This window comes from Paenibacillus ferrarius (assembly GCF_002027705.1).
Taxonomy (GTDB): domain Bacteria; phylum Bacillota; class Bacilli; order Paenibacillales; family NBRC-103111; genus Paenibacillus_E; species Paenibacillus_E ferrarius.
On sequence record NZ_MBTG01000034.1, the window covers coordinates 185,238 to 202,874 of the forward strand.

The 17,637-nt window shown below is 44.9% G+C and carries 15 protein-coding genes; 12 read left to right on the plus strand and 3 right to left on the minus strand.

All coding sequences use genetic code 11. The annotated features are described in order from the left end of the window. The 5 genes from cntE to BC351_RS29240 all read left to right on the plus strand — a co-directional run bounded on the left by cntE (position 1) and on the right by BC351_RS29240 (position 5,412). Positions 1-1,188, plus strand: coding sequence for a staphylopine family metallophore export MFS transporter CntE (gene cntE, locus BC351_RS29220; RefSeq protein WP_079417651.1), 1,188 nt, complete (start codon positions 1-3; stop codon positions 1,186-1,188). After that, entirely contained in the window at positions 1,185-1,955 is a 771-nt protein-coding gene (locus tag BC351_RS29225; RefSeq protein WP_079417653.1) for an ATP-binding cassette domain-containing protein, read from the plus strand. The genes cntE and BC351_RS29225 overlap by 4 nt, the downstream gene beginning before the upstream one ends. A 231-nt stretch (positions 1,956-2,186) precedes the next feature. After that, on the plus strand, positions 2,187-3,404 hold the full coding sequence (locus BC351_RS29230) for an EfeM/EfeO family lipoprotein (protein ID WP_079417655.1): 1,218 nt from the start codon (positions 2,187-2,189) through the stop codon (positions 3,402-3,404). Positions 3,405-3,428: 24 nt separating this feature from the next. Beyond that, a complete protein-coding gene (gene efeB, locus BC351_RS29235) occupies positions 3,429-4,694 on the plus strand; it encodes an iron uptake transporter deferrochelatase/peroxidase subunit (protein ID WP_158082269.1) in 1,266 nt (421 codons plus the stop codon). Positions 4,695-4,836: 142 nt separating this feature from the next. Continuing rightward, entirely contained in the window at positions 4,837-5,412 is a 576-nt protein-coding gene (locus BC351_RS29240; protein WP_079417659.1) for a TetR/AcrR family transcriptional regulator, read from the plus strand. Between the two features lie 178 nt (positions 5,413-5,590). Here BC351_RS29240 and BC351_RS29245 read toward each other — a convergent pair whose 3' ends face one another. Together BC351_RS29245 and BC351_RS29250 are read right to left on the minus strand one after the other, a co-directional pair. After that, the gene (locus BC351_RS29245) at positions 5,591-6,556 is read right to left on the minus strand and encodes an oxidoreductase (protein WP_079417913.1); all 966 of its coding nucleotides are present in this window, start codon (positions 6,554-6,556) and stop codon (positions 5,591-5,593) included. Positions 6,557-6,562: 6 nt separating this feature from the next. Continuing rightward, the gene (locus tag BC351_RS29250; RefSeq protein WP_079417661.1) at positions 6,563-6,943 is read right to left on the minus strand and encodes a MerR family transcriptional regulator; all 381 of its coding nucleotides are present in this window, start codon (positions 6,941-6,943) and stop codon (positions 6,563-6,565) included. A 427-nt stretch (positions 6,944-7,370) separates the two neighbouring features. Here BC351_RS29250 and BC351_RS29255 point away from each other — a divergent pair, with 427 nt between their 5' ends. The 3 genes from BC351_RS29255 to nudK all read left to right on the plus strand — a co-directional run bounded on the left by BC351_RS29255 (position 7,371) and on the right by nudK (position 10,954). Continuing rightward, complete coding sequence (locus BC351_RS29255; protein ID WP_079417663.1) at positions 7,371-8,132, plus strand: SDR family oxidoreductase; 762 nt, start codon at positions 7,371-7,373, stop codon at positions 8,130-8,132. Positions 8,133-8,655: 523 nt separating this feature from the next. Further along, positions 8,656-9,855 carry a MerR family transcriptional regulator gene (locus BC351_RS29260; RefSeq protein ID WP_079417665.1) on the plus strand — a complete coding sequence of 400 codons (1,200 nt, stop codon included), beginning with the start codon at positions 8,656-8,658 and terminating at the stop codon, positions 9,853-9,855. Positions 9,856-10,006: 151 nt separating this feature from the next. After that, positions 10,007-10,954: a GDP-mannose pyrophosphatase NudK gene (gene nudK / locus BC351_RS29265; protein WP_079417667.1), complete on the plus strand. Its 948-nt coding sequence runs from the start codon at positions 10,007-10,009 to the stop codon at positions 10,952-10,954. A gap of 459 nt (positions 10,955-11,413) precedes the next feature. On the opposite strand, the gene BC351_RS29275 is transcribed toward nudK, so the two are convergent. After that, on the minus strand, positions 11,414-12,328 hold the full coding sequence (locus BC351_RS29275) for a C40 family peptidase (RefSeq protein ID WP_079417671.1): 915 nt from the start codon (positions 12,326-12,328) through the stop codon (positions 11,414-11,416). Positions 12,329-12,538: 210 nt separating this feature from the next. Between BC351_RS29275 and BC351_RS29280 the strand changes: the two genes are divergently transcribed. From BC351_RS29280 to BC351_RS29295, 4 genes are all read left to right on the plus strand, one after another. After that, positions 12,539-13,945, plus strand: a complete 1,407-nt coding sequence (locus tag BC351_RS29280) for an MATE family efflux transporter (RefSeq protein WP_079417673.1) — start codon at positions 12,539-12,541, stop codon at positions 13,943-13,945. A 124-nt stretch (positions 13,946-14,069) separates the two neighbouring features. Continuing rightward, complete coding sequence (locus BC351_RS29285; protein WP_079417675.1) at positions 14,070-15,314, plus strand: MFS transporter; 1,245 nt, start codon at positions 14,070-14,072, stop codon at positions 15,312-15,314. Between the two features lie 594 nt (positions 15,315-15,908). Further along, positions 15,909-16,700: an arylamine N-acetyltransferase family protein gene (locus BC351_RS29290; protein WP_079417677.1), complete on the plus strand. Its 792-nt coding sequence runs from the start codon at positions 15,909-15,911 to the stop codon at positions 16,698-16,700. Beyond that, entirely contained in the window at positions 16,697-17,599 is a 903-nt protein-coding gene (locus BC351_RS29295) for a LysR family transcriptional regulator (RefSeq protein ID WP_079417679.1), read from the plus strand. Before BC351_RS29290 ends, BC351_RS29295 begins: the two co-directional genes overlap by 4 nt. Positions 17,600-17,637: the final 38 nt, after the last annotated feature.

The window sequence follows — 17,637 nt, forward strand, 5'->3', positions numbered from 1 at the left end:
TTGAAAACCGCCTTAAAGGAAAATCCGTTCAGTAATCGGGCTATATGGTTATATACGGTGGCATTTGTTTTCTATGCAACGAATCATATGCTCATTATCGCGCTGCCGTTCTTATCACAGACGCTTGGCGCCGGACGTTCGGAGATTGGCATGATCATGGGTTCTTATATGTTTGTTTCCATGTTTCTAAGACCTCTAGCTGGGGCTGTTGTGGACCGATTCGGTCCTAAAAATATTTTCATGATTGCCCTAGTACTCAATGCAATCGTTCTCGCTTCATATAGCTTGGAGGATCTATGGGCTTTTGCAATCATGAGAGCGCTGCAAGGTGCTATTCTCGCTTTTTTCTCCATGACGATCCATCTGCTTATCATCGATTTATTGTCGGAGAAGATGCGAGGACAAGGGCTTTCTTTACTTTCGCTTTCTTCCATGCTGCCTTATACATTCGTTCCGGCGCTGGTGCTGTATATGAAAGATCAGATCTCCATGACGGCTTTGCTGATGATATTCGCCGCTATGGGCGTTACGAATATTGTACTGGGCATCCGGTTGTATGTGACAATAGGGCAGCAGGCTTCGAAAGAAGATTCAAAGGGAAGTGAATTACAGACGGTTCATGATAAAAAACAAGCCTCATCTGTGTTGTTTCCGGCAATCATTATGCTGCTGGCTTCGGTTGTTTTCAGCGTAGCGCCGACTTTTTTGCCTTTATACTTAGAGAGCCAGGGATTGCATTCTGCGCCTTTATATTTTCTGACAGAAACGGCCGTACTTATTTTCATTCGGTTTTTCGGAAGAAAGCATATTCCGTCTTCAGAGACATTTCCCAAATGGCTGGTCGTTCTTTTAATTGCATGTTTTACCCTGTCTCCGGCACTGCTCGCCATGTCGATCTCAACGCCTATTTTGCTTGCGGCTGCTGTGTTTAACGGCTTAGCGTTATCTTTGTTATATCCAACTTTAATGACGTATATTTCTTTCATCGTTCCGACTCATGTTCGGGGATATTCCATTGGTTGGTTTATCGCTGCTGCTGATTTCGGTACTTCTTCCGGTGCTTTTATGATGGGATGGTTGGCTGAAACGTTTTCTTTCGAGACGATGCTGGGAACAGCGACATGTTTGGGGGTTGCTACTTTAATCCTCGCTTTGATCTATCACGGAGGGAAGAAGGTGGCAGCTTGAGTTTACTAGTAGCAGAGCATATTTTCAAAACCTATCGCTCTTCCGGTCTTTTTGGATTGAATAAGAAAGAGGGAGCAGGCATTCGTGACATTTCTTTTCGCATAGAGCCTGCGATGTGCTTAGGCATTTTGGGCGAGAGTGGAGCTGGGAAAAGTACGCTGGGCAACATCATGTTGGGACTTCTTCGGCCGGACAGCGGCAGCGTAAAAATGCTGGGAACTGATTTATATCAGGCGGATAAGAAAGAACGAATTAAGCTGCGGCGCGAGATTCAAGTCGTTTTCCAGGACTGTTATTCGGCTGTAAACCCACGCTTTTCAGTCAAACATATTATTTCAGAGCCCCTTCGAAATTATGAACGCTTGTCTCCACAGGAGGAGATTCGGAAGGTCACGGAGCTTTTGGAAGTCGTAGGTCTTCGTCCTGACGATATGCTTAAGAAGCCTCATCAACTGAGCGGGGGGCAGCTGCAGCGGGTGAATATAGCCAGAGCTATTGCGCTGGAGCCTAAGCTCATTGTGCTTGATGAACCGGTAAGTAGTTTGGATATGGTCGTTCAAAAGCAAATATTACTACATCTTCAAGATTTGAAAAAGAAGAAAGGTCTGTCCTATCTGCTCATTTCACATGATGTATTGGCTGTAAGTTTGCTGGCCGATCAAATAGCTGTTCTGGATGGTGGTCAGATCGTAGAGAAGGTGGCGATAACGGAATTGCTTTCATGCTCGCATCCTGCTTCACGGCGTCTTCTAGACGCTGCTCTATGAGGGATTTTCTAATTTCCACAAAAACACACTGCGATTTAGGTTGCGCAGTGTGTTTTTGCTTTTGAAAAATACATAAACTCTCATCAAATTTTCATTTTGGTAAGGTATAGTGTTGTGGATGAAAGCGAGAATGATAATCAATATTAGAGAGAGTTATTCCAATTGACAGTCATACATAGGCAATCAGATCGTAAAAGCGCATAAAACTAATCTTTTTGGGGGCTGAATTCTATGAATAAACACAAACAATTCCTTCTTTTAACAGCAGCACTTGCACTAGTGGCTGCAGGATGCAGCAAAGCAGCAACAACAACATCTACAGCAACGACCAACACATCTCCGGCAGCGGCAAGCCCGACACCGAATGTAACGAAAGTACCAGCGAAAGAAGGCGCGGCAGCTTTTCTCAAGACAGTGGACGGTTTGAAAGGACAATTGGATCAAAAGCAATTGAATGAGCCCAAGAAACGATCATCTTCCTTCGTTGTCGAATGGGCAACCTTCGAAGATGAGGTTAAGCTGAAATACCCTGAGTTGTATGTGAAGGTTGAAAAGTTTTTGACTCCATTAGAAGCTGGCTTAACGAAAGATAAGCTCGATTATGCGCTTTTGGAGCAGTTGAATGACGGTTTGAAAGGTGCGCTGACAGAGTTAAGCACGTCATTAAACGAGAATAAAGGTGCTGTGAACGATGCAGCTATTTCAGGCTCACAAGCGCTGCAAGAAGCCGCAAAGGCCTATAACAAATACGTTCAAGACCAAGGCAACCAGATGGTCTCCCTGTTGGATCAATTAAATACGGCTGTGAAAAGCGGCGATTTGCAAAAAGCGCAGGAAGCTTATGTGGCCTCGCGTATTCCTTATGAAAGAATTGAGCCTGTGATCGAGAAATTCAAAGAGCTTGACGGCGTTATGGATGCACGTGTCGATGATTTCAAGGATGCCACAGATCCTGGGTTTACAGGCTACCACCGGATTGAAAACTTATTATTCGTGAAAAAGACGATCAAAGAAGCTGAGCCATTCTCAGCTCGCTTGCTGGAGGATGGTAAGAAAATGCAGCAAAGCATTGCGGCAACGAACATCGAAGCAACCGATTTCGTTACTGGTGTTGGCGAGCTGATGGAAGAAGCGCAATCCAAAAAGATTACCGGCGAAGAGGAGCGTTGGAGCGGAGCAACGGTTCCGGTTTTAAGAGCCAATGTTGAAGGTGCCCAACAAATCTATGAACTTGTAAAAGTGGAATTAAAGAAGAAAGATGCTGTGCTTGATGAGAAGATCAGCAAAACCTTGTCCAGTGTCATCGAGGCTATGAATACCCTGTCTCCAGTGGGCCCTACGTGGAACGAATTTAATAAAATCGAACAATCCAAACGGGTTGATTTGAAAAATAAATTGGAAGCACTAGCAGAACCGCTTGTAAAATTGCCTGGAACATTAGGACAATAATTGATAAAGGAGTTTAAAATGACCATGGGAGATAAAATAAATCGTCGTACATTTCTAGGAATGACAGCTACTGGAGCTGCTGGTTTGATACTAGGGGATTTTATTGGCAAGGAGAAGCATACCGAGCTTGCTGCTCCTGTAACCAAACATGAGACCAGTGAGGCAGAGACGATATCTTTCTATGGCAGCCATCAAACTGGCGTTGTGACTCCACAGCAAAACTTTGCTAATATTGCGTCCTTCGATATCACCACAGATGATGTGAAGCAATTGCAAGAATTACTCAAAACTTGGACAGAAATGGCGGCAACCTTGATGGAGGGCAAGCCGCTGGCTGCTGAGCCGCAAGATGGCAAATTTCCGCCAACAGATACAGGCGAGCAAATCGGCCTGGCTACCGGCAAGTTGACCATTACCTTTGCGGTTGGCGCTACCCTTTTTGAGAAAGAAGGCAAGGATCGTTTTGGCCTTCGAGCCCGCAAACCTCAAGGTTTAACCGAGATGCCCATTTTCCATAAAGACTCTCTGCAAGAGCAGTTAACACACGGGGATATTGTCGTGCAGGCTTGTTCGGACGATCCGATGGTATGCTTCCATGCCATTCGGAATTTATCGAAAGCGGCGCGAGGTGTTGCACATTTGAGATGGCAGCAAACGGGCCAATTGGGTATTAAATCCGATGGAACCAAACGTAATTTATTCGGTTTCAAAGATGGAACGAACAATCCGGCGCTTCAGGATGATGCCTTTATGAATAATAACGTGTGGATTGACGGTGCAGATGGAATCCCTTGGCTGACAGGTGGGACGTATATGGTCGTTCGCCGCATTCAAATGAGGATAGAAACTTGGGATCAACAACCATTTACCAATCAAGAGGAAATTATGGGCCGGCAAAAAGTTTCGGGAGCACCGATGGATGGTAAAAGTGAATTTGATCAACCTCTTTTTGCTGCAGATGCCAAAGGTGATAAAACGCCATTAGATTCCCATATTCGGCTTTCCAATCCAAGAGAGGGAGAGAGCTCGGAGCGTGAGCGGATTCTTCGTCGCGGCTATAATTTTATGGAGAATTTGGATAGCGTAGGGAGATTAAATGCGGGATTGTTATTTGTTTGTTTTAATAGAAACTTGCAAACCCAGTTTGAGTCTATTCAGAAGCGCTTAACGAACCCCAAGATGCCCGACAAGATGCTTTCTTACACGGAAACGACAGGTGGAGGTTATTATGCAGTTCTGCCGGGTGTAACAACCAAAGGCACTTATTTGGGCCAACATTTATTTGGTTAGAAAGTGTGGAGAAGAAACGAAAGGCTTATGTCCCGGAGATAAGATTCAGTGTAAAAGGAGGATTATTTACTGATCGTTCCCAATATGCTAAGATGATTTTAGCTGTCAAAAGGCAGGGTCAACTAAAGGAAGTGAGCATTTCATGGCGAGAAGCAAAGAATTCGAAATCAACACGGTATTAGACAAGGCAATGGATTTATTTTGGAGACAAGGTTATGAAAAAACCTCCATCCAGGAGCTTGTCACTCATATGGGTATTCACAGAAGAAGCTTGTACGATACTTTTGGAGACAAGCATGACTTATTTATGGACGTTATGAACCGATATAAGACGACGTTTGAAAGCAAAATCAATCATCGAATTCGTCAATCCGCTTCTGCCAAAGAGGGCATTAGGCAACTGTTTGAGATGACGCTATATACAGAAGAGGATCAGCCCAAAGGGTGTTTGCTCGTTAATTCTGCTGTTGAGCTAGCCATGCATGATGCGATTGTTGCAGCGATTATTCATGAGGAGTTTTTGAATACGGAGAAATTGTTCTATAACCTGCTGGTGAGTGGGCAGCAAGCAGGAGAAATACCAGATCATCTTAATGCGGTAAACCTGTCTTTATATTTTAATAATGCCTGGGTGGGTATGCGTGTATTGGTCAAAACAACAAGTGATCAAGACAAATTGTTGCGTATTATTGATACAACCATGACCATCCTTGATTAAAATGGAGGCTGTCTCAAACTAGATACATGAGTGTGGTTGGTTCCCTCCCCCAGATAAGAGTCTCCATAGGGACTCTTATTTGCGAAACAGGGAAGGGCTGACCATTCGGTTTTGTGACCTTTGGGACAGCCGGCTTTTTTAAGTTTATTATTGGCGGCATACTATGGATGTGTCACGCTTAGCTGAATTTTACACCGGTCATTTTTTCACTGAGTTTCCATAGCCTCTCCGCCAAGTTGGCATCGATCGCCCAGGGAAGTACGCCCGTCAGGACTTGGCCTAACCCTTGCAGATCGAAATCCGGGATGATCTCAGCGATATCGGCATCCATACAGTAAACGCCGCCTTTGCCCGCCAATTGGGGACTCGTCGCGCACCATACGCTTGTTGCTGCTCCCTGCTCAGTAGTTTTGTATATTCCGCCTATTGCGCTCTCTTCCGGGGATAAATAACGGGCTAAATCGGTCATTATTCTGCCAGGATGAACAGAGAAAGCGCGGATTCCGTGGGTTTGACCACGCTTGTCGAGCCCTACAGCGAACAGGGCGTTAGCCGTTTTGGACTGGCCGTAGGCCTGCCACTTGTCGTACTCGCGCCGCTCGAAGTTAGGATCGTCAAAATCAACGCCTCCGAAGCGGATCCCAGTGGAGGAAACCGAGACAACCCGTGCGCTGCCGGATTGTTTCAAGGCTGACCAGAGCCGTCCTGTTAACTGGTAGTGTCCCAAATGATTCGTGGCGAATTGGGATTCGAAGCCGCGCGTATCGCGCACCAGCGGAGGAGCCATAATGCCTGCGTTATTGATAAGCATATCCAGCGGCCGTCCGGAGTCCAGAAACCGCTTCGCAAATGCGTCGATAGAAGCGGGGGCCATAAGATCCAGCTCCTCTAGCTCCACTCGCGGGATATCAGCTATTGCAGCACGAGCCTTTTCCGGCGTACGCGCGGGTACAATTACCGTCGCGCCTGCTTCTGCGAGTGCGCGTGTTGTCTCGAGTCCGACGCCAGAGTAACCGCCAGTGACGATGGCGATCTTGCCGCTGAGGTCACGTCCGCCAAGCGTTTCCCGCGCTGTTGTTAGCGGGCCGAAGCCCGAGGGGAGCGGGGTTTGAGGTGTTATCTTATATGTGTTATTAGTAGGCATCATCGTCTATTCTCCTAGTAATCCTGAACGTTTCATCAGGTCCCTAAAGTGGTCTAGCTTGTAATTCATCATTTCCAAAGTAGCTTGCATTTCAGTCATCTGCGACTCCACTTTGAGCTTGTGCTCTTGGAGCACGCTGTAGCAGCTCTCATAGTTTTGAGCGGATGCCAAGGTCATATACCTTTCAATTTCCTTCAGCGGCATATGGGTTCGTTTGAGATGGGTAATGAAGATGAATCGGTCGAGATGAAGCTTGTCGTATTCCTTCTGTCCGTTTTCCTTGCGTTTCACTGGCGGCAGCAGCCCGATTTTCTCGTAATAGCGTATCGTATCATAGCTGAGACCGGTCCTTTGTGAAATCTCTGCGATTGAAAATGTAGGCTCCATCCCTCGCCTTCCTTCCTTTTTATTGAAGATGCGACTAAAATCGTGTTCGTTGTCCTATGTATCGTATCGCATGGAGTTTACTCCATGTCAAGCCTTCATTGTATTGATAATCAAGGGTGCCTGCTACCCAATACTCAATACCCAATACCCAATACTCAATACCCAATACTCAATACTCAATACTCAATACTCAATACTCAATACTCAATACTCAATACTCAATACTCAATACCCAATACCCAATGCTTAATCATGTCACCGCGAGTCTGGATGTGCTCCACCTAATTAATTCTTTACTGATCGTTCCCAATATGCTAATATGATGAAGTGACAAGGTTAGGGTAACAATCTACGAAGGCATTCATACATTTTTTTTGTGATTATTAGAACGATCGTTCTAAATTAGAAAACAAAGGAGACTTTCCTAATGACAACGAACTCGAACAATCTTGACGGTAAGGTTGCTTTTATAACAGGTGGAAATCGCGGTATTGGATTGGAAACAGCACGTGAGCTTGGCAAGCTTGGCGCTAAGGTCGTTATTGGAGCACGTGATTTGGAGAAAGGGGAGGCTGCCGCGGCAACACTTCGATCTGAAGGAATCCAAGCAGCGAGTCTCAAATTCGACATTAATGTGGCTGAAGATCGTCAAGCTGCCTATGATTTTTTTGATCAACGTCACGGAAAGCTGGATATTTTAATCAATAATGCCGGTGTGCAGAAAGAAATTGAACATCTTTCACCCATGAATGAATCAAGCACTGTTTCGCCGGCTATTCTGCGTGAAACCTTTGATGCCAATTTCTTTAATTTGATCGAATTGACTCAGCTGTTACTTCCGTTAATCCGCAAAGCTCCTGCGGGCAGGATCGTCAATCTTTCTAGTAGTCTTGGATCGCTAACCCTGCATGCCAATCCTGCTTCACCTATATACGGCGTAAAACTGCTTGCTTATAACTCATCCAAGACAGCGTTGAATTCATTTACGATCCATCTAGCGCACGAACTTATAGACACACCAATTAAAGTGAATTCTGCTCACCCAGGTTGGGTCAAGACCGAAATAGGCGGAAAATACGCGGATATGGACGTTAAAGAAAGCAGCAGAACAAGCGTGAAGCTTGCCACTTTGCCTGCAGATGGACCAACGGGGAAATTCTATCATGCAGACGATGAGCTGCCTTGGTAAAGTTTCTTTCATTGGTTGAAGCTGTCCAGAGAATATGGATACCTGAAGGTTATAAAACAGTTGTTCAAAGGTTACTTTGGACAGCTGTTTTTTGTTTACGTAGCGCGCCGAGCCAAGCTAGCAGGAGCTAAGGGCCAAGTGTCCTTGCAGCTGATAGGCAACTGGTGGAGATGTTCTAAGGCTGAAGCCCTGTGACGCATACTTTCTCTGATAAGCTCTGAAGGATGAGGAGAAAAGCTGGTTTCATTGGATTATTTCCAATGCAAGCTAGCTTGAAGAGCTTAATGGACGGTTTCATTGGAAAAACTCCAATGGATAATCTGACAAGCAGTCATTTTGCGGTTTGATGGAAATTTTCACTGGATTAATTCCAATGCAAGCTGGCAATGAGCCCTTTGAGGGCTGATTTCATTGGACAAATTCCAATGAGAAGCATAGCTGCCCGCTTCCGAAATGTCTGGGCTGCAGATGAGGGTATAGATTAACGGAGAAATTTGGTATCATCTTTTAGGGAGGGGAAGGAATGACGGATAAAAGCAAATATGTAACTACCGGGCAAATTGCCAAGCGGACAGGTCTAACGTTAAGAACGTTAAGATATTATGACCAAATCGGCTTATTAAGCCCTTCGCAGAATGAAGATGCGTCTAGACGGCTGTATAGCAAACAGGATTTGATTAAGCTGCAAAAAATTCAGACCTTAAAATATATTGGGTTGTCGCTTCAGGAAATAAACAAAATTATTAATGAAAATTCATTGCTCGAACAAGATTTGCGCAGCTCACTGGCTATGCAGAAAGAAATCATGATGCAAAAAACAGCACACATGAACTATGTAATCAGAGCAATCAGTAAGGCTATGGCTTTATTGGATGAACAAAAGGATGCTGTGGACTGGGAGGGCTTGGAGGATCTTATTCACATTGTACATACAGAAAAAGACTGGGCAGAGCAATACCAGACTGCCTATCGACTGCAAGCAAGAATTGATTTGTACGATAATTTCAGTGTAAATAAAATCGGCTGGCATCAGTGGTTTTTCCAACATTTAAGGGATCAGCCTGATTTGAAAATATTAGAACTGGGTTGTGGGAGTGGTACATTATGGTCTAGAAATATTGATCAAATTCCGCAGTCATGGCACATCACGCTCACGGATCTATCTGTTGGGATGTTGGAAGAAGCCCGTAAACAGCTGGACGAGGATGAACGATTTAAATTCCTGGTCGTAGATGCTCAGGCCATTCCGTTTCATAATGAGCAATTTGACATCGTGATCGCCAACCATATGCTGTATCATGTGCCCAATATTCCTAAAGCCATTTCTGAAATATACAGGGTAATGAAGTCCGATGCCGTATTTTATGCTTCAACGATGAGCAAGGGCCACTTGCGGGAAATCGAGCATATGGCTAACGCATTTGATCCCGAAATGCAGGTATTAGACCCGGTCATGGAAAGGTTTGAGTTCGGGAATGGTTATGAGCTGCTGGCAGGTTTGTTCTCAGATATCAAGCTTATCCGGTATGTGGATGAAATGAATGTAGACCAGATTCAGCCGCTTTTGAATTACATGACTTCGACACCGATGAATGCCAGAAACCGTTTGATTGGAGCTACAATGGATACATTCAGATCTTTTTTGCAAAATTTGCTTGATCGTGACGGCAGCATTCATATCACTAAGGATTCGGGTTTTTTTCAAGCAAAGAAATCCATCTAACGGAGGATTAGCTTGCAGATCAGGATGCAGCAAAAAAAAGAGCTTGAAGGTGACGCAGCGTAACCCTATATAATCAAAAAAAGATCAGGCAGGAAGGGAAGTTGACCCCAACTCAGCCAATGATCTATAAGATTTCTGGGAGGGTTACGTCGTGAATCAACAGATCCGAATTGTGAAAGAAGAGATTTTATCCGACAACTGGTATGTGCTGAAGAAAATAACTTTCATGCGTCCTAACAAAGAAGGTAAGTGGAATGTCCAAGCCAGAGAAGCTTATGATCGGGGAAATGGAGCGACGATCCTGCTATTCAATCGCGAGAAGCAAACGGTGATTCTTACCCGGCAATTTCGGATGCCAACTTATGTGAACGGGAATGAATCCGGACTTTTGATTGAATCGTGTGCGGGTTTGCTGGATCAAGACGATGCGGAGAACTGCATCATTCGGGAAACCGAGGAGGAAACGGGATACCGTGTAACGAGCATACAAAAAATCGGCGAAGCCTATATGTCACCAGGTTCAGTTACCGAGATGCTGTATTTTTATACAGCCGAATATTCAGATCATATGCGAGTTGGCGACGGTGGTGGACTAGAGGAGGAACAAGAAAACATTGAGGTATTAGAATACTCGTTCGAACAAGCCTTAAATATGGTGAAAACCGGTGAGATCAAAGATGCAAAAACGATTATGCTGCTGCAGTATGCTCAGATTAACAGGTTATTGGAACCCAAAAGAGTGCAGCATATCCTGATTGCCGGTCCTTATCGTTCAGGAACTGGAGATGATCCCCATCTCATTGAGCAAAATGTCAACTTGATGAACGCAATGGCCATTGCCGTGTATGAGAAAGGACATTTGCCAGTGCTAGGCGAGTGGTATGCTCTGCCTTTGATTGAACAAGCGGGGTCACAAGCGATAGGTGACGATATATTTAATCGGATCTTTCATCCCTCATCCATCCGCCTGCTGCAATGTTGTGATGCAGTGCTTCGAATTGGCGGACCATCGCAGGGGGCTGATGAAATGGTGAGGATTGCGATGGAACAAGGAAAGATCATCTATAAAGAGTTTTCGGAAATTCATTCAATCATCTAGGAATAGGTTATCCATACATACTTCGCACACACCTGCTGATGAGCAATCATGCAGGTTTTTTGGCGTGCTAATAAACCCTGCGACTCGTCTCGCTTCCTGACTATTTTCGACAATATTTGTCTTTTTGTGAGAATTTTGAGATAACCATCTGCTATTATATAATCCTGTGGAACTATATTATATTTGATATAACTATATTATTAGTATTATATACCTATGGAGATGGTGGAAATGAACGAAGAATTCTTTAGTGAGCTGCAAAAGATGAGCCGAGAGGATGAGATGAGATCCAAGCTTCTTATTCGAGGTCTCAAACGGATTCTTACTGAAAAAAAACAGGAGAGTTTGCTAAAAAGGATGCTCCGAAAGAAGAAACATACCGTACCAAATCCTTGGAATTCAGAGCAAGAATGACGAAAAAAGGTCAACTAGAATGATCTAGTGACCTTGATTCAGGTTTTATACTAGGACTCTTCTTACTTCTACAACCCGTTTCTTCCAAGAGCCATTCAATTCGGAAATGGTTACGCCAATGCCTGGACGAAACGTATGCACAATGAGCCCGTCACCCGCATATATAGCGACATGTCCGATATGGTCAAGCCCTTCTTTTTTAGAGCGGGCAGGCGTGGTGAAAAAAATAAGATCACCCTGACGCAAATCACTCAAAGGGACATCAGTACCTAGCAGACTCTGCTCACGCGAACTACGGGGCAGCTTAATATGCTCTTGGGCAAACAGAAATTTGGTAAAGGAAGAGCAATCAAACGAGGCTGTTTGTCCAACCTTTGAACCAAACACGTAAGGTGTTCCTAAATAGTTAGACGCTGCAACCAGCATATTATCTGCTTTTTGCTGCCATGCCGGCATAGAATTAGAATCTTTTACAGCTTGATTCCAAGCAGCAACAACCTGCTCAATTTGTTTTTGATCGAGATTGACGTGTGTTTCTCCGCTTAAGGGATCTTCATTGGTCGTGCTTGGCACTGTGCCAGCTGGTTCAGGCGTTTCAGCGATCGGGGTAGGTTCTTCCTTATTAGGTGAAGGAGCCTGTGTGGCAATTGGAAGGCTCTTTGTGGGAGCCTGTGGTACCGCTTGCTGGACTTGCGGCACTGTTGTAACAGCAGGAGTTACTGGTTTTCTTTCTTGTGGTTCTTTTGGAATGACCTGAGGATTCGCTTTGCCCTCAACTTCTTGTGACTCCGCTGGGTGGATAGACGGGACGGGAGCATTGTTCATCACAATTGCCTGAGATGGTGTGCTTGCTGCCTCGTCGATTGATTTCCAGAAATGCTTGGATGAGTAAATGGATATTACTATTAAAATAGATAGACTTAACCCTATGGTCACTGTCATAATTCGAATTTTGTTCATAGGAAGCTCCTTTTTTATCCTGATGTTACTTTTATTCTCATTATAAAGAATTCGTTTGAGATTTCATTCATCAATAATTACCAAATGAGAACACAAAGTAGGCACCCAAGCAACTACAATTGCTCATTCTATGATAAAGTAGGGTAAATGAATCAAGATGAGAGAATTCGATCTTGTTTGGATGTGTTTTCAGATGGGAAGTGATCCAGTATGATTCCGAGTCGTTATAAGGCTCGAGGCCAGGCTTTTTTGAATACATATTTTTCTGGGGAGTCTATTGATTATCGGCAGGTTATTGCGCTGTTTCTTCCGATCCTCATTGATCAAGGCTTTCTTGTCGGTTTAAGTTTGGTGAACACCGCGATGATCAGTTCGTCTGGGGTAGCCGCGATCAGCGCTGTTAGTATGGTCGATTCGCTCAATCTCTTCTTGGTTAACGTCTTCGTTGCGTTGGCGACAGGAGGCACGGTGGTGGTGGCCCAGTACAAGGGCAGCGGGAACGATAAGATGGTATCTAAGGCGGCGGCAACGTCGCTTTCTGCAGTGACTTTGGTTGCGGTGATACTTAGCTTGATCGTCCTCGTCTTCTATCATCCGATCTTGAAATTTCTCTTCGGAACGGCCGATCCTGAAGTGTTCTCCCATGCCGGCACTTATTTGGTGGGAAGCGGTTTATCTTACATCGGGATTGCGTTCAAGGAAGCGGTTAGCGGAGCGCTCCGCGGAATCGGCAAGACGAGAGTGACATTAGTCTTGTCTCTCATCATGAACTTCACTTATGTACTCCTGAACATCTTATTCGTTCATTTTATGGACATGGGAGTGCTAGGTTTGAGTGTGGCGGTGAATATTTCCCGTTATTTGGCAGCGGCTTGTGCGTTATATTACTTGCTCCGTTTGGATGCCAACTTGCGAATTCAACTAAAGGATTTGCTGAAATGGAATTTCTCCATGTTAAAGAAAATGATGTTTATCGGGCTGCCGTTCGCTGCGGAGCAGCTCTTTTTTAACGGGGGCAAAATGCTAACCCAAATCTATATCGTCAGTCTAGGCACTTATGCGATTGCAACTAACGCCATCAGTTCAGTATTTGCGATGCTCTTGCAAATCCCCGCCATCGCCTTGTCTACAGCACTTATTACGGTGGTAGGGCAATGCATCGGCAGGGGCAATATTCAGGATGCCCGCAAATTTACTAGATCGTTTCTGTGGTTGTCGTCTGGTTCCTTATTGGTCATGGGGCTATTGTTGATCCCATTCTTTAAGCCTTTGGTTAGTCTGTTCGACCCACCGGCCGAAATTATGGACGATCTGTATCTCATTATGCTGGTCAATATGATAGCTCAAATTCCTCTTTGGTCGATTAGTTTTCTGCTGCCAGGCGCGCTGCGAGCAGCGGGGGACTCTCGGTTCACTTCCATCACTGCGATGCTGACCATGTGGTTGTTTCGGGTCGTGCTCGGCTATGTATTCGGTATCATGTTAGGGTACGGGGTATTGGGGGTGTGGGCAGCCATGCAATTGGAGTGGGGCGTGCGCGGGGCGATCTTCCTGTGGCGATATAGCGGGGAACGGTGGTACAAGCACCGCTTGGTAGAGCCTGCGAACGGAAAGTAAATGCCCAGGATTACTATCGGATAATTAGGGGCTCCACCACAGGATGTGATGAAGTTCAGAATCAGCCAGACAACTATGTCGATAAAGATATAACACATACAACAGCAAGAGGAAAGGTACATCAATGTGGACGTATACGGTCAATTTATTTCGTGATTTATCTCCCAGCGTAAAGCGCTTCATCGCGACGGAAAGCTTGTTTGGCATCGGAGTGGGCATCTTCAGCCTCATCCTGAATTTGCACCTGCTGGACCTTGGCTTCTCCAAAGGCGACATCGGTAAAATAACCTCACTGGGAGCTTTGACAATTGGCCTTGCCAGTCTGCCTGCAGGTTTCATCGTGAAGCGTGTCGGGCGCAAAGCGATGCTTGTCGCCGGCATGCTCTTATGCTTCTTGGCGCTTGTCGTTTTCGGATTCGGAATCAACCTTAGCACGGTGACGGCAGCACAGCTTATCTGGTCGCTCGGAATTACAGCGATCGTGAATTCCGAAATTCAGCTGATCTTCCAATATTGCCGCAGCAAAAAAGAAGAAACTAGCGCGTATTCGCTGTTGTTCGCTATATTTACGTTTTTTACCGGCCTAGGCACATGGCTCGGCGGCTTTCTGCCGGATTGGCTGCCCGGACATACGACGATGTACCAGTATGCCTTCTTTATTGCCGGAGGCTGCTTGGCACTCTCAGGCATATTACGGGGAATGCTGCTTCCTTCTGCACATGCACGGTTGAACAGCGTTGAAGCCGGCGGCTCGCAACCAGCGAAGCCTTCCGTTCAGCCGAAAAGAAGACATGCGATGTATTTTCTGCTGCTGCTTTCGCTGCTGATTTTCAACTCCGGCTTTACATTCGGGCTGCTTAGTCCGTTCTTGAACGTGATCCTGAAATTTCGCTTCCAGATGGAAGATGGCAACATCTCCGGTTTGCTTGCGCTGTCTGGATTTTTCTTCTTTATCGGCTCCATCGTGATGCCATACGTCGTGGAGAGATGGGGCAGCCGCAGGACTTTCATATTCCTGTTTCTATATAATATGGTGGTCGTGGCGTTGATGGCGCTAGCTATGCCAGCCTCCATATTTGCTGTGCTTCTGCTCATTCGCGGGACGGGATTCACCATGCTGAACAACTTGATGGACAGCGAAAGCATGTCGGCTGTCGCGGAAGAAGACCGCAACTTGTTCGCAGGCATGCGGACCGTATCGCGCAGCATCGGCAACACGATCGCCTCTTACTGGGCGGGGTATATTTTGGCTGGAAACCATTATTCGCTGCCTTTCCTAGTTACGGCGGTTGCGTTGTTGGTGGGCTTTGTGATTTATGCCTGGTTTGTGCAGGGGATGCTGGATAAAAGACTGCAAGGACAGCAATGATACGGCGCGGCCATTGATCTTGGATTGACAGCCGCCATGCGGTGGCCGTGCGTCTAGGATCCGCGCGTGTTATGAAAAGCCTGCGATAGTGCAGGCTTTTCCGACCAAATCAAGCGGAAACCTCAGAAAGCCTGCGATAGATAGTGCAGGCTTTTTAGGCTTTTGCGCGCCTAGGACGGAAAAAGGTGTCAAAAGGCTGCATAATGGCAGGCTTTTCACGATTTTGCTTATATCCAAGAAGAAAAGGATGCATTATCGCAGGAATTTGCGAAATATACGGAACCGAACACATCCTTCGATGACTTCAACATCGCCGTAACCATCATTTTCCTTTAAAATAAATAACGCAGCTTGCGATACACAACTTCCACCCAGCTGCGACTATATGCTGAAACTGACTATAACCAAGCAGGATGAAGCGTGATTCGAACAGCTCCCCTTCGATTTCGCCTACCAATGCCTAGAACCCGCAAGTTGGGAAGACGGAAATGACCAGCCATATTACTCTCGTAGAGGAATCCAGTCTTGACTGGGTTCCTTTTTCTAATCACAATAGAAGGTAAGTGTGAACCCAATAAGGAGGGATTTTTCATCATGAGTGAGTTGAATGGCTTATTTCGCAAAAGACTCGGCATTCCGGAGAATGAAAAGCTTACCTTTGAATCTTTAGACCGCATTCTTGAAAAGACAGCAACAACCTTTCCTTTTGAAAATTTAGGCATCATTTTAAATAAAACAAGAGCGATCTCCCCAAAGAATCTGATTAACAAAATTCTCGTGAATAAGGAAGGGGGTCTGTGTTATGAGTTAAACCCTCTGCTTTATTTTTTCTTAGTTGAAAATGGGTTTAAAGCCGTGTTAATTCGCGGGAAAGTATATAATGAAGCGACGAATGCATGGTCCGAATTGGGCAGAACACATGTGGCTGTTCTTTTGCAGCAGGAAGGCCAAACGTACTTGGTTGATACTGGATTTGGCGGCAATCTGCCCCTAAAGCCTGTGCCGCTTAATGGAGAAACGGTCTCCTCAATGAACGGCGAGTTTCGAGTCCAAGCAATGGAAAGTGCTGAAGGGAACTATAGGCTTGAGTTGAAGCTAAAATATAAAGATACAGATTGGAAAATAGGCTATGCTTTTGATATAAATCAAACATTAGCGGATTTATCCGAGTTGAATGACGTGCAGGACATCATCGCCAACCACGAAGATTCCCGTTTTAACAAAATCCCGCTTATTACCCAAATTAAAAGCGATGGGAATATAACATTAACCGGAACGTCATTCACACAATGGATTGATGGGAAATGTATGAAGGAACAGATAGACGACGATAGATTTAAAGTGCTGGCCAAACAATATTTTGGATTCCAAGGGGGATCACTTTGACTTTACAACAATTAAAGTATGTGATCGAGGTCGCCACTCGTGGATCTATCAATGAAGCTGCCAAAAGGTTGTTTATTTCTCAGCCCAGCCTCTCGAACGCGATTAAAGATCTGGAAGAAGAACTGCAGGTTGAGATATTTGAAAGATCCAATAAAGGCATATCCATTTCTAAGGAAGGTGTTGAATTCCTAAGCTATGCACGGCAAGTCGTTGAACAGGCAGAGCTATTGGAAAGCCGATATCTCAATGCCAAGCCTACACCGCAGCATTTTTCGGTTTCCACGCAGCACTATGCATTCGCCGTTAATGCTTTTGTGAATTTGATCCGGGAGTATGGACAAGATGAATATGATTTAGCGCTGCGAGAGACCAAAACGTTCGAAATTATTGAAGATGTCAAAAATTTACGCAGTGAGATCGGGATCTTATATCTCAACGAATTTAATGGAAAAGTAATTAATAAATTACTGAAGACGGCCAATTTGCAATTCAACAGCTTATTAACGGCTAAGCCTCATATATTCATTAGTATTAAAAATCCGCTCGCAAAGCAATCCATCGTAACGATGGATCAGCTCAAAGATTATCCGTATTTATCCTTTGATCAAGGGGAGTATAATTCCTTTCATTTCTCAGAGGAAATTCTCAGCACGGTGATACATAAGAAGAGCATCCGTGTGAATGACCGAGCAACATTGTTCAATTTATTGATTGGATTAAATGGATATACCATTTCGACCGGTGTATTAAGTGCTGATTTGAATGGCAATGAAATCATTCCCGTACCTCTGGATATTGATGAATCCATTCATGTCGGTTGGATTTCACATAAGAATATTTCCCTTTCAAAGCTTGGAGCCGCTTATGTTCAAGAGCTGAAAAATGCCATTTCATCTTAAAAGCTTGGATATAGCTTTAGGCTATATCTAGCTATAGT

Bases quoted from the DNA above. Each gene is read 5' to 3' on its own strand.
- BC351_RS29230 (WP_079417655.1), top strand. From the start codon at position 2,187: ATGAATAAACACAAACAATTCCTTCTTTTAACAGCAGCACTTGCACTA.
- efeB (WP_158082269.1), top strand. From the start codon at position 3,429: ATGGGAGATAAAATAAATCGTCGTACATTTCTAGGAATGACAGCTACT.
- BC351_RS29240 (WP_079417659.1), top strand. From the start codon at position 4,837: ATGGCGAGAAGCAAAGAATTCGAAATCAACACGGTATTAGACAAGGCA.
- BC351_RS29245 (WP_079417913.1), bottom strand. From the start codon at position 6,556: ATGCCTACTAATAACACATATAAGATAACACCTCAAACCCCGCTCCCC.
- BC351_RS29250 (WP_079417661.1), bottom strand. From the start codon at position 6,943: ATGGAGCCTACATTTTCAATCGCAGAGATTTCACAAAGGACCGGTCTC.
- BC351_RS29255 (WP_079417663.1), top strand. From the start codon at position 7,371: ATGACAACGAACTCGAACAATCTTGACGGTAAGGTTGCTTTTATAACA.
- BC351_RS29260 (WP_079417665.1), top strand. From the start codon at position 8,656: ATGACGGATAAAAGCAAATATGTAACTACCGGGCAAATTGCCAAGCGG.
- BC351_RS29275 (WP_079417671.1), bottom strand. From the start codon at position 12,328: ATGAACAAAATTCGAATTATGACAGTGACCATAGGGTTAAGTCTATCT.
- BC351_RS29280 (WP_079417673.1), top strand. From the start codon at position 12,539: ATGATTCCGAGTCGTTATAAGGCTCGAGGCCAGGCTTTTTTGAATACA.
- BC351_RS29285 (WP_079417675.1), top strand. From the start codon at position 14,070: ATGTGGACGTATACGGTCAATTTATTTCGTGATTTATCTCCCAGCGTA.
- BC351_RS29290 (WP_079417677.1), top strand. From the start codon at position 15,909: ATGAGTGAGTTGAATGGCTTATTTCGCAAAAGACTCGGCATTCCGGAG.